Below are 11,092 nucleotides of genomic sequence, written 5' to 3' on the forward strand. Positions count from 1 at the left end.
GACGACCTGCGCCGGCAGGCCGACAGCTTCGTCGATCTGGCGGATCTCGCCGAAATCATCGGCCGGCCCTCGCGTCTGCCCCGGATGATCCAGGAGGCCCGGGCCGAGCGCGAGGCCGAGGCGGATGCCGACGTCGAGCACTAGCGCTGCGGCCTTGCCGCCGCTCAGCCCCGAACCGCTGCGTGACTGTCCGCTGTGCCCGAGGCTGGTGGCCTACCGGCGCGCCAACCAGGCCGAACATCCCGAGTGGTTCAACGGGCCGGCGCCTTCCTTCGGCGACCCGCAGGCGCGGCTGCTGGTCGTGGGCCTGGCGCCCGGCCGTACGGGCGCGAACCGGACCGGACGGCCGTTCACCGGCGACTACGCGGGCGTGCTGCTCTACGAGACCCTGCTGAAGATGGGCTTCGCCCGGGGCCGCTACGAGGCGCGGCCGGACGACGGCCTTCAGCTGGTGGACTGCATGATCACCAACGCGGTCCGCTGCGCCCCGCCCGGCAACAAGCCGGAGACCGGCGAAGAGACCAACTGCCGCCAGTTCCTGACCGGCACGATCGAGGCGCTGCCCAGGCTGAAGGTGATCGTCACCCTGGGCGACGTCTCGCGGCGCAACGTGCTGCGGGCCCTGGGGCTGAAGGCCTCGGCGGGGATCGCCGGCCACGGCTCGGAGTTCGCGGCCGGCCCCTACCTCGTGCTCAACAGCTACCACTGCTCGCGGCTGAACACGAACACCGGCCGGCTGACCGCGCCGATGTTCGAGGCGGTGTTCGAGCGGGCCAGGGCGCTGCTGGGCGGCTAGTTGCGCGGCTCGCGGTAGTCCGGCGCGTGGTCCGGGTAGTCTCGCTCGTAGTCGTCGCGGTCCCAGTCGTCCCGGCGCTCGGCGTAGCGGTCGTGCTCGTCGTGATAGCGGTCGCGATCGTCGTAGTCGCGGTCCCGCGCGTCATAATGGCGGTCGCGATCGTCGTAGTCGCGGTCGCGCTCGTCGTAATAGGCGTCGCCGTGCCCTGAGCGGCTGTGGCTGTAGTAGCTGTAGCCGCGCCGGTGGTGACCTGCCCCGTAGTCGTCGTGATGCTTGCGGTGATGATAGCCGCCGTAATGGCGCTCGCCGCGTCCGCCGTAGGCCGCGCCGTAGTCGTACATGGGCCGGGGCGGGCCGTAGATCGCGACGCCGCCGCCGGTGGTCCCGTAGACCGGCAAGCCGGAGTAGCGGGCCGTGCCGCAGGCCGCCGAACCCCGCCCGGCGGCGGAGCCGGTCACTGCACCGACGAAGCCGCCCAGAGCCGCGCCCTCCGCCACCACGCCGGCGCCGGCTGCAGCGCCGCCGGCCAATCCCCCGAGCAGCAGGCCCGCCAGGCCCCAGCCGAGCGCCCGGTTGCCCGCCTCACGGGCGCACGGGTCAGCCGGTCCGTAGCGCCGGCCGTAGTGATAGCGCGATGCGTAGGCGTCGTAGTGGCCACCGCCGTAAACCGGGGCGGGATAGCCGTCGTAGTAGCCGTAGGCCTGCGCCTCGGCGGGGCTCGCGCCTGCCGCAGCCGCCAGGGCCGCCGCGGCGCCGGCCGCCGCCGAAAGGGTCCGCCATCTCATGAGCACCTCCAAACAGATCGAACGAATGACACGGGCACGCGACGCTGGCCGGCCTCGGGCTCGCGACGCCCCAACTCGCCTCGATCTGCGCGGCTGAACCCATCTTGGGCGCGGCGGCGGCGCTTGTGAAGCCGACTCGCCTCTTGCGGGCATCTCCACCAGGAGGTGCTCTCGATTCCGCTTTACGACCGGCGCGAGCGTCCGCAAGCTTTCCGGAACGAAAGGCGGGAGGCGGCGATGGCGGGCAGGTTCACGATGGCGCTCTGCGGCGCGCTGATGGCTCTGGCGCTTCCGCGAGCCGGCGCAGCGGAGGACGCCGCGGGCGACTGGCGCGGAGTGGTCGCGACGCCCCTGGGCGAACGGCGGGTGGCGGTCGAGGTCCGCGCCAAGCCGGGGGGCGGCTACGAGGGGAAGATCCGGGACCTGGAGGCCGGCGGGCCCGGCGCGCCGCTGGCCGACGTCTCCAGGAATGGTGAGAGCCTCAGCTTCTCGGTCCCGGCGATCCGCGCTGCATTCAAGGGGACCTGGGACCCAGCCAAGGCCAGCTGGGTCGGCCAGTGGAGCCAGTCCGGCTCGGCGATGCCGCTGACCCTGGAGAAGGGCCGGCACCCGGCGGGTCCGACGGTCGCCGGGTTGGACGGGACCTGGAGCGGGAGCGTGGAGGCGGCCAATGGCGTGACGCTCTTGCTCAGGCTTCGCATCCGTACCGGACCGTATGGTACGGTCGCGCTGCTGGACTCACCCGACCAGCTGGTCAACGGGCTGCCGGTGTCGGGCCTGGCCCGCGACGGCGCAAAAGTCGCCTTCGAACAGAGGGCGGTGCAGGGGCGCTGGGCCGGCGAGCTGTCGGCGGACGGCGCCTCATTGGTCGGCGGCTGGACGCAGGGCGGCCGCACGACGCCGGTGACCTTCGCCAAGGACGCGGCCGCAAACACCGGCCCCCGGCGCTCCCAGGCGCCGACCAAGCCCTATCCCTATCGCGAGGAGGAGGTGGCGTTCGAGAGCGTGCCCGGGAAGGTGCGCCTGGCGGGAACGCTGACCCTGCCGGCGGGCGACGGGCCGTTCCCGGCGGCGGTGCTGATCAGTGGCTCCGGCCCGCAGGACCGCGACGAGACCCTGATGGGCCACAAGCCCTTCCTGATCCTCGCGGACCACTTGACGCGGCAGGGGATCGCCGTGCTGCGCTACGATGACCCGGGCTTTGGCAAGTCCACGGGCGAGTTCGCTGGCGCGCGGATCGAGGACTTCGCGGCCGATGCGGCGGCCGCCGTCGCCTTCCTGCGCACCCGCAAGGACATCGATGCGGCGCGCACCGGCCTGATCGGCCACAGCGAGGGCGGGGTGGTCGCGCCGATCCTGGCGGGACAGGACCCGGACATCGCCTTCGTCGTGCTCATCGCCGCGCCGGGCGTCCCCGCGACCGAGCTGCTGGCCGCCCAGCAGCGGGCCCTCGCGCCTCACATGGGCGCGTCGGAGGCGCAGATCGAGCAGGCGGTCAAGGTCCAGGCGGAGGTCTTTGCGGCCATCGCCCAAGCGCGGTCGCCCGCCGAAGCGGAGGAGACGGCGCGCGAGGTCCTGACCGCCTCGCCCGCCGCCAGGGGCATGGGCCCGCAGGCCGTCGACGCGGTCGCCAAGCGCTACGCCGCCGTCAGCTATCTGCTGGGCTACGACCCTGGCCCGGTGCTGGCCAAGGTAAAGGCGCCGGTGCTGGCGGTGAACGGGACCAAGGACCTGCAGGTGCCGGCCGAACAGAACCTGCCCGGCCTGCGCGAGCGTCTGAAGCACAATCCCGACGCCACCATCGTCGAGCTGCCCGGCCTGAACCACATGCGGCAGACCGCCGAGACCGGCGCGGTCGGCGAGTACGCCCGGATAGAAGAGACTGTCGCGCCGGCCGCCCTGACCACCATCTCCGACTGGCTGCTGAAGCGGGTGGGCCCGCAGCGTCAGGCGGGCGCGAACCGGTCCCGCTGGAGCCGATAGGAGCGGTAGGGCAGGGTCTCCTGCCGCGGTTTCACCCAGCGGACGCCCGCCTCGGTCGGGCGGAAGCCGAGCATCTCCAGCACGCGCGCGGAGCCGGTGTTCTCCGCCAGGCAGCCGGAGACCATGTGGTCGAAGCCCAACCGCCCGAAGGTGAAGGCGACGACGGCGCCCGCCGCCTCCCGGGCGAAGCCGCGGCCCCAGAACGCTTCGTCGAACCAGTAGCCGAGGCTGGGCGAGTCCATCGCGACCTCGTCCACGTCCGTCATGCCGATGACCTGGCTGTCGAGCGTCACGGCGAAGCGGTAGCCCGTGCCTGCGTCCCACTCGCCTGGATGGGTCGCCACCCACGCCGCCATCGCCTCGAAGCGCGCCGGCCATTCGGGAAAGCGCAGCATACGGGTCACATTCCAGTTGGACTGGATCTCGAAGAAGCGGCGCGCGTCCTCAGGACCGCTCGGGCGCAGGATCAGGCGCGGCGTGGCAAGGACGATGTCGCGGGCGATCGGCACGCCGCCGATCCTGCGCGGCGCGGCCCCCCGCGACAACCGCGCCCGCGTCGGTGTATGGAGCGGGACATGAACACAGACGACGTCCTCGCCGAATTCCGCGCCGCGGGCGCCCTCAGGGAGGGGCACTTCGTGCTCTCCTCGGGCCTGCACTCGGGCGTGTTCCTGCAGAAGAACCTGGTCTTCCAGTACCCCGACCGCACAGAGCGGCTGTGCAAGGCCCTGGCCACGAAGATCCGCGCGGCCGTGGGCGAGGTCGACCTGTGCATCTCGCCGGCGGTGGGCGGCATCATCCCGGGCTACGAGACGGCTCGGCAGCTCGGCGTGCCGTCCATGTACGTCGAGCGGGAAGGGGGCGAATTCAAGTTGCGCCGCGCCTTCTCCATCCCGCCGGGCGCGCGCATCGCCATGGTCGAGGACATCGTCTCCACCGGGCTGTCGTCGCGCGAGTGCGTCGAGGCGATCCGCAGGGCCGGCGGGAACGTGGTCGTGGCCGCCTGCATCGTCGACCGCTCCGGCGGGCGGGCCGATCCCGGCGCGCCGTTCGTCGCCCTGGCCAGGCTCGACGTGCCGGCCTATCCGGCCGACCAGCTGCCGCCGGAGCTGGCCGCCATCCCCGTCGAGGATCCGGGCAGCCGGAGGCTTCACGCATGAGCGGCCGGCTGCGCCTGGGCGTCAACATCGACCACGTGGCGACCATCCGGAACGCCCGCGGCGAAACCTATCCCGATCCCGTCCGGGCCGCCGAGATGGCCCTGCTCGCCGGCGCGGACGGCATCACCGCCCACCTGCGCGAGGACCGGCGTCACATCTCCGACGGCGACATCGACGCCCTGGCGGCGATCCTCAAGAAGCGCGGCCGGCCGCTGAACCTGGAGATGGCGGTCACCCAGGAGATGGAGCAGATCGCCCTGGCCCACCGGCCGCACGCCGCCTGCCTGGTGCCCGAGCGGCGCGAGGAGGTCACCACCGAGGGCGGTCTGGACGTCGCCGGCGGCCATAACCGAATCGCCCCGGTGGTCGCCCGGCTGCGCGAGGCCGGCATCCGCGTCTCCTGCTTTATCGATCCCGATCCGGCCCAGGCCGCTGCGGCCAAGGCGGCGGGCGCCCACGTCGTCGAACTGCACGTCGGCGCCTACTGCGAGGCCGTGCGCCACCGCTCGCCCGACGCCCCGGCGCTGCTTGAGAAGATCCGCCACGCCGCGCGCGAGGCCGCGGCGCAGGGCCTGGAGGTCCATGCCGGCCACGGCATCGACTACGAGACGGTCGGCGCGATCTCCGGCGTGCCGGAATTCGTGGAGCTCAACATCGGCCACTTCCTCATCGGCGAGGCGATCTTCATCGGCCTGACCGCCGCCATCCAGCGCATGCGGGCGCTGATGGATGAGGCGCGCGCGGGACTGGCGGCTTGATCGTCGGCATCGGCTCGGACCTGACCGACATCCGCCGCGTCGCCCAGACGCTGGAGCGGTTCGGCGAGCGTTTCACGATGCGCATCTTCACGGAGGTCGAGCGGAGCCGCTCCGAGCGCAAGCCAGACCGGGCGGCCAGCTACGCCAAGCGGTTCGCCGCCAAAGAAGCCTGCGCCAAGGCGCTGGGCACCGGCATCCGCCGCGGGGTGTTCTGGCGCGACATGGGCGTGGTGAACCTGCGCACCGGCCAGCCGACCATGGCGCTGACCGGCGGCGCGGCCGAGCGGCTGAAGGCGCTCACTCCCGACGGTCACCGGCCGGTGATCCACCTGTCGCTGACCGACGACGACCCCTACGCCCAGGCCTTCGTGATCATCGAAGCTGTGCCGGATGTAGAAGAGTTCATGGGCGCCCGGGGCGATCCTGGTCTATCCAGGGCCTGACGCCGCGGGTTTCGGAGGGGATATGGCGGAACGGGCCGACGCCGCGCCGAGTGCGGCCAAGAACGAGACGGTCGAGACCCTCAAGGCCATCGTGGTCGCGGTCGCCATCTTCCTGGCCTTCCGGATCCTCGCGTTCCAGCCCTTCACCATCCCTTCCTCGTCGATGGAGCCGCAGCTCCAGATCGGCGACTACGTGATCGTCTCGAAGTATCCCTACGGCTGGTCGCGCCACTCCATCCCGTTCAGTCCGCCGCTGTTTTCCGGGCGAATCTTCGAGCGCCGGCCGGCGCGCGGGGACATCATCGTCTTCAAGCACCCGACCGACGGGATCGACATGATCAAGCGGCTGGTGGGGCTGCCGGGCGACCGGATCCAGTTCCGCGAGGGCGTGCTCTACGTCAACGGCGAGGCGGCGGCGCGCGAGCCGCTGGCGCCGGAGGCGGTGCGCACCGAGTTCGGCACCTTGGAGTTCGCCCGCTTCCGCGAGACGCTGGACACCGGCAAGAGCTACATCACCTACGACCGTCCCGACCGCGACCCGGAGGTCAACGACACCGGCGTCTTCGTGGTGCCGGAGGGCCACTACTTCTTCGTTGGCGACAACCGCGAGGACTCCCGCGATTCGCGCCTGCCCAAGGGCTACGGAGTCGGCTACGTGCCGGCCGAGAACCTGGTGGGCCGAGCCGAGCTGGTGCTGCTGTCCTGGAACGAGGAAGCGTCCATCTGGAAGCCTTGGACCTGGTTCACGGAATTCCGAGGGGACCGGTCGTTCCGCTGGCTTTGAGCGGTTGATCTAGATTGCCGCAGCGAGGCCCGATGGCCGGGCGCCGTCCTTGCCGTGGGGCGGGGGAGCGTCTAGCTAACCCCGGTCCGGTCCGCCGGACAGCGCCCAAGGACCGTGAATGACGCAGCACGTGCAGACCGCCGAGGCCACCGCCAAGCCCGGCGCGGTCAAAGAGACCATCGAGATCGTCAAGACCATTGTCTACGCCCTGGCGATTGCGCTGGTGATCCGGGTGCTGCTGTTCCAGCCCTTCACCATCCCCTCGGCGTCGATGGAGCCGAACCTGCTGGTGGGCGATTACATCATCGTCTCGAAGTACAGCTACGGCTATTCCAAGCACTCCGTCCCGTTCAGCCCGCCGGTGTTCGAGGGCCGCATCTTCGAGCGCACGCCCGAACGCGGCGACGTGATCGTCTTCAAGCTGCCGAGCGACGGGAAGAAGGACTACATCAAGCGGCTGATCGGCCTGCCCGGCGACCGCATCCGCATGCGCGACGGCGCCCTCTACATCAACGGTCAGCCGGTGAAGCGCGACGTGGGCTCCCTGGGCGTGGACGAGAGCCCGTTCGGCCAGGACCGCGTTGTGAAGCAGGTCGGCGAGACCTTCCCCGGCGGCCGCAGCTTCATAACCCAGGACTCGGCCGAGACCGACATGGACAACACCCAGGAATACGTGGTCCCGGCCGGCCACTACTTCTTCATGGGCGACAACCGCGACAATTCGCTGGACAGCCGGGTCGGCCAGGACGCCGGCGGCGTCGGATTCGTCCCCGCCGAGAACCTGCAGGGCAAGGCGCAGGTCATACTGCTGTCCTGGGACCAGGCGAGCCTGTTCCAGCCCTGGACCTGGTTCACGAGAGCCCGGCCGGACCGGTTCTTTAAGCTGGTGAAATGAACCGGCGGCAGGCCGCGATCGCCGAGCTCGAGCGCCACATCGGCCACCAGTTCCACGACCGTGAACTGCTGGAGCGCGCACTGACCCACGCCTCGGTCGGCGAGGGGGCGGTGAAGGTGCGCCACTACGAGCGGCTGGAGTTCCTCGGCGATCGGGTGCTCAACCTGCTCGCGGCAGAGCGCCTGATGGCCATCTACACCGAGGCCCGGGAAGGGGAGATGAGCCGGCTGATGGCCGCGCTGGTCAACTACCATGCCTGCGCGAGGGTCTCCCGGGCGATCGGCCTGCCCGAGGCCCTGCGCCTGTCGCCCAGCGCCACCAAGGTGGGCGCGCGGGACAGCGACACGGTCCTGGGCGACGCCTGCGAAGCGCTGATCGGCGCCCTCTACATCGACGGCGGGCTCGACACCGCCCGGGCCTTCTTCCTGGCCCACTGGAAGGACAACTTCGAACGGCTCGACGCGCCCCAGGCGCGCGATCCCAAGACCCAGCTGCAGGAGTGGGCGCAAGGGCGCGGCCTGCCGTTGCCGGTCTACCGGGTGGTCTCGCGTCAGGGGCCGGACCATGCGCCGAGCTTTTCGGTCGAGGTGTTCGTCGAAGGCTACGAACCCGAGCGCGCCGAAGGCCGTTCGAAGCAGGAGGCGGAGAAGGCGGCCGCCCAGGTTATGCTTCTGAAGAGAGAGGGGCCGCAATGACCAGGGCCGGCTTCGCAGCCATCATCGGCGCGCCCAACGCCGGCAAGTCCACGCTCACCAACCGGCTGGTGGGAACCAAGGTCTCGATCGTCACCCAGAAGGTGCAGACGACGCGCTTTCCCGTGCGCGGCGTGATGATGGAAGGCCAGGCCCAGGTGGTGCTCGTCGACACGCCGGGGATCTTCACCCCCAAGCGCCGGCTGGACCGGGCGATGGTCCGCTCCGCCTGGGGCGGGGCCGAGGAGGCCGACGCGGTCGTCCACCTGGTGGACGTGCAGGCCGAGCTGGCGGTGGCCGACAAGTCGGGCCGGCCCGCCGACCGCAAGGCGGTGCAGGACGTCCAGTCGATTGTCGAGGGGCTGAAGGCCTCCGGCAAGCAGGCGATCCTGGCGCTAAACAAGATCGATGGCGTCAAACGCGAGCGGATGCTGGAGGTCGTCCAGCGGCTCTTCGAGACCGGCGCCTATTCCGAGGTGTTCATGATCTCGGCGGCCGACGGCTCCGGCGTCGACGACCTGAAGCGGAGGCTCGCCGAGCTGATGCCCGAGGGCGCGTGGCTCTATCCCGAGGATCAGGCCGCCGACCTGCCGATCCGGTTGATGGCCGCCGAGGTGACGCGCGAGAAGCTCTACCTGCGGGTCCACGAGGAGTTGCCCTACGCCGCGGCGGTCGAGACCACCGCCTTCGAGGAGCGCAAGGACGGCTCGGCCCGCATCGAGCAGACCATCTACGTCGAGCGCGAGAGCCAGCGGCCGATCATCCTGGGCAAGGGCGGCCAAACCCTGAAGTGGATCGGCCAGAAGTCGCGCGAGGAGCTGACCGAGCTGCTCGAGCGCCCGGTGCACCTGTTCCTGCACGTGAAGGTCGACGAGCGCTGGCAGGACAAGCGCGAGCACTATCAGGACGTGGGCCTCGACTTCGATGCTTGAGGATCTGGGCCCGAGGGCCTGATGGAGTTCGAGGACGACGCCTACGTGCTCTCGGCCCGCGCGCACGGCGAGGCCGGGGCGATCGTCGAGCTCTTGACCGCCCACCATGGCAAGTACGCCGCCCACGTGGCCGGCGGCGCTTCGCGCAAGATGCGGCCGTTCCTGCAGGCCGGCGCACGGACCATCGCGCGCTTCCGGGCCCGGGTCCCCGACCAGCTCGGCTCGGCTCAGCTGGAGCCGGTGGGGGAGGGACCGTCGGCCCTGTTCGATGACGCCCTGGCGCTGGCGGGCCTCTCGGCCGCCGCGGCGGTGGCGGCCGGCGCGCTGCCGGAGCGAGAGCCGCACCCGGGGGCCTTCCTGGCGTTCGAGGCGCTGACCTCCGCCCTCATGCACACGGACATCTGGCCGGCCGTGTTCGTCCGGTTCGAGGCGGGCCTGCTGCAGGACCTGGGCTTCGGCCTGGACCTGTCCAAGTGCGCCGCCACCGGCTCCACCGACGACCTCGTATATGTGAGCCCGCGCACCGGGCGGGCGGTGAGCCGCGCCGCCGGCGAGCCATTCAAGGATCGCCTCCTGCCGCTGCCGGGCTTCCTGCTTTCCTCGCAGTCGCCGCTGGAGCCGGGCGATGTGGGGCGGGGGCTCGACATCACCGCCCACTTCCTGGAGGCCTTCATCTTCAACCCGATGAACAGGCCGCTGCCGCCGGCTCGGCTGTGGCTGGTTGACCGCCTGGCCGATGCGGGGCGGCTGTGACCTAGACCTCTCCCCGACAAGCGGGGAGAGGTCAGTGATGGCGCGGCGCGGGAAGATGCGTCACAGCGACCCCGCTCCGCTTCCCGGCTAATCTCCCCTGTCCGAGGGATACGATTCGATCATGACCGTGCACACGCCACCGCCGGGCGACGGCGACCGCATCATCGACGAGCCGCTGAGCGAGGCCCTGTCGCGGCGCTACCTCGCCTATGCGCTCTCGACCATCACCAACCGGGCGCTGCCGGACGTGCGCGATGGGCTCAAGCCCGTGCACCGGCGGGTGCTCTACGCGATGAACCAGATGCGGCTGAACCCCGACGCGGCCGCGCGCAAGTGCGCCAAGGTGGTCGGCGAGGTGATGGGCCAGTACCACCCGCACGGCGACCAGGCGATCTACGACGCTCTGGTGCGCCTGGCGCAGGACTTCGCGCAGCGCTATCCGCTGGTGAACGGCCAGGGCAACTTCGGCAACATCGACGGCGATAACGCCGCGGCCATGCGCTACACCGAGTGCAAGCTGGCGCCCGCCGCCCAGCTGCTGCTCGACGGCATCGACGAGGACGCGGTCGACTTCCGGCCGACCTACGACGGCGAGGATCACGAGCCGGTGGTGCTGCCGGCCGGCTTCCCGAACCTGCTGGCCAACGGCTCCAGCGGCATCGCCGTCGGCATGGCGACCTCCATCCCGCCGCACAACGCCGCCGAGCTGATCGACGCCTGCCTGCTGCTGCTGGAGAACCCCGAGGCCACGACCGCCGACCTGATGGCCCACGTCCAGGGGCCGGACTTCCCGACCGGGGGGGTGATCGTCGAGTCGCGGGCCTCCCTGCTCGAGACCTACGAGACCGGCCGTGGCGGCGTGCGGGTGCGGGCGACCTGGACGCGCGAGGACACCGGGCGCGGCACCTACCAGATCGTCGTCACCGAGATCCCCTACCAGGTGAAGAAGGCCGACTTGGTCGAGCAGCTGGCGGGCCTCATCGAGACCAAGAAGGCGGCGCTGCTGGGCGACGTGCGCGACGAGAGCGCCGAGGACGTGCGGCTGGTGCTGGAGCCCAAGAGCCGCAACGTCGAGCCCGAGGTGCTGATGGAGAGCCTGTTCCGGCTCTCC

Annotated in this window: 13 protein-coding genes; 11 read left to right on the forward strand and 2 right to left on the reverse strand. The window is 70.9% G+C overall.

The window, feature by feature from the left end:
* Positions 1–124 precede the first annotated feature (124 nt).
* Complete coding sequence (locus VHK87_RS03595; protein ID WP_329633527.1) at positions 125–796, forward strand: uracil-DNA glycosylase; 672 nt, start codon at positions 125–127, stop codon at positions 794–796.
* On the opposite strand, the gene VHK87_RS03600 is transcribed toward VHK87_RS03595, so the two are convergent.
* Positions 793–1,581, reverse strand: coding sequence for a hypothetical protein (locus tag VHK87_RS03600; RefSeq protein ID WP_329633528.1), 789 nt, complete (start codon positions 1,579–1,581; stop codon positions 793–795). The two genes, VHK87_RS03595 and VHK87_RS03600, sit on opposite strands and share 4 nt — an antisense overlap.
* A gap of 237 nt (positions 1,582–1,818) precedes the next feature.
* Here VHK87_RS03600 and VHK87_RS03605 point away from each other — a divergent pair, with 237 nt between their 5' ends.
* A complete protein-coding gene (locus VHK87_RS03605) occupies positions 1,819–3,564 on the forward strand; it encodes an alpha/beta hydrolase (protein ID WP_329633529.1) in 1,746 nt (581 codons plus the stop codon).
* On the opposite strand, the gene VHK87_RS03610 is transcribed toward VHK87_RS03605, so the two are convergent.
* The gene (locus VHK87_RS03610) at positions 3,528–4,073 is read right to left on the reverse strand and encodes a GNAT family N-acetyltransferase (protein ID WP_329633530.1); all 546 of its coding nucleotides are present in this window, start codon (positions 4,071–4,073) and stop codon (positions 3,528–3,530) included. The two genes, VHK87_RS03605 and VHK87_RS03610, sit on opposite strands and share 37 nt — an antisense overlap.
* Before the next feature lie 66 nt (positions 4,074–4,139).
* Between VHK87_RS03610 and pyrE the strand changes: the two genes are divergently transcribed.
* From pyrE to VHK87_RS03655, 9 genes are all read left to right on the forward strand, one after another.
* Entirely contained in the window at positions 4,140–4,724 is a 585-nt protein-coding gene (gene pyrE / locus VHK87_RS03615) for an orotate phosphoribosyltransferase (protein WP_329633531.1), read from the forward strand.
* A complete protein-coding gene (locus VHK87_RS03620; protein ID WP_329633532.1) occupies positions 4,721–5,482 on the forward strand; it encodes a pyridoxine 5'-phosphate synthase in 762 nt (253 codons plus the stop codon). Before pyrE ends, VHK87_RS03620 begins: the two co-directional genes overlap by 4 nt.
* Positions 5,479–5,925, forward strand: a complete 447-nt coding sequence (acpS, locus tag VHK87_RS03625; protein WP_329633533.1) for a holo-ACP synthase — start codon at positions 5,479–5,481, stop codon at positions 5,923–5,925. The genes VHK87_RS03620 and acpS overlap by 4 nt, the downstream gene beginning before the upstream one ends.
* Positions 5,926–5,947: 22 nt before the next feature.
* On the forward strand, positions 5,948–6,709 hold the full coding sequence (gene lepB, locus VHK87_RS03630) for a signal peptidase I (RefSeq protein ID WP_329633534.1): 762 nt from the start codon (positions 5,948–5,950) through the stop codon (positions 6,707–6,709).
* Between the two features lie 118 nt (positions 6,710–6,827).
* Positions 6,828–7,604 carry a signal peptidase I gene (lepB, locus tag VHK87_RS03635; RefSeq protein WP_329633535.1) on the forward strand — a complete coding sequence of 259 codons (777 nt, stop codon included), beginning with the start codon at positions 6,828–6,830 and terminating at the stop codon, positions 7,602–7,604.
* A complete protein-coding gene (gene rnc, locus VHK87_RS03640; RefSeq protein ID WP_329633536.1) occupies positions 7,601–8,299 on the forward strand; it encodes a ribonuclease III in 699 nt (232 codons plus the stop codon). Before lepB (VHK87_RS03635) ends, rnc begins: the two co-directional genes overlap by 4 nt.
* Entirely contained in the window at positions 8,296–9,228 is a 933-nt protein-coding gene (gene era, locus VHK87_RS03645; RefSeq protein ID WP_329633537.1) for a GTPase Era, read from the forward strand. The genes rnc and era overlap by 4 nt, the downstream gene beginning before the upstream one ends.
* Before the next feature lie 21 nt (positions 9,229–9,249).
* Positions 9,250–9,981 (forward strand): DNA repair protein RecO, encoded by a 732-nt coding sequence (gene recO / locus VHK87_RS03650; RefSeq protein ID WP_329633538.1) that lies wholly within the window; start codon positions 9,250–9,252, stop codon positions 9,979–9,981.
* A 121-nt stretch (positions 9,982–10,102) separates the two neighbouring features.
* Positions 10,103–11,092 (forward strand): DNA gyrase subunit A (locus tag VHK87_RS03655; protein ID WP_329633539.1); only part of this gene is annotated, 990 nt, incomplete at its 3' end.

The organism is Phenylobacterium sp., assembly GCF_036263695.1.
Taxonomy (GTDB): domain Bacteria; phylum Pseudomonadota; class Alphaproteobacteria; order Caulobacterales; family Caulobacteraceae; genus Phenylobacterium.

Bases quoted from the DNA above. Each gene is read 5' to 3' on its own strand.
- rnc (WP_329633536.1), top strand. From the start codon at position 7,601: ATGAACCGGCGGCAGGCCGCGATCGCCGAGCTCGAGCGCCACATCGGC.
- era (WP_329633537.1), top strand. From the start codon at position 8,296: ATGACCAGGGCCGGCTTCGCAGCCATCATCGGCGCGCCCAACGCCGGC.
- lepB (WP_329633534.1), top strand. From the start codon at position 5,948: ATGGCGGAACGGGCCGACGCCGCGCCGAGTGCGGCCAAGAACGAGACG.
- recO (WP_329633538.1), top strand. From the start codon at position 9,250: ATGGAGTTCGAGGACGACGCCTACGTGCTCTCGGCCCGCGCGCACGGC.
- VHK87_RS03605 (WP_329633529.1), top strand. From the start codon at position 1,819: ATGGCGGGCAGGTTCACGATGGCGCTCTGCGGCGCGCTGATGGCTCTG.
- pyrE (WP_329633531.1), top strand. From the start codon at position 4,140: ATGAACACAGACGACGTCCTCGCCGAATTCCGCGCCGCGGGCGCCCTC.
- lepB (WP_329633535.1), top strand. From the start codon at position 6,828: ATGACGCAGCACGTGCAGACCGCCGAGGCCACCGCCAAGCCCGGCGCG.
- VHK87_RS03600 (WP_329633528.1), bottom strand. From the start codon at position 1,581: ATGAGATGGCGGACCCTTTCGGCGGCGGCCGGCGCCGCGGCGGCCCTG.
- VHK87_RS03595 (WP_329633527.1), top strand. From the start codon at position 125: ATGCCGACGTCGAGCACTAGCGCTGCGGCCTTGCCGCCGCTCAGCCCC.
- VHK87_RS03620 (WP_329633532.1), top strand. From the start codon at position 4,721: ATGAGCGGCCGGCTGCGCCTGGGCGTCAACATCGACCACGTGGCGACC.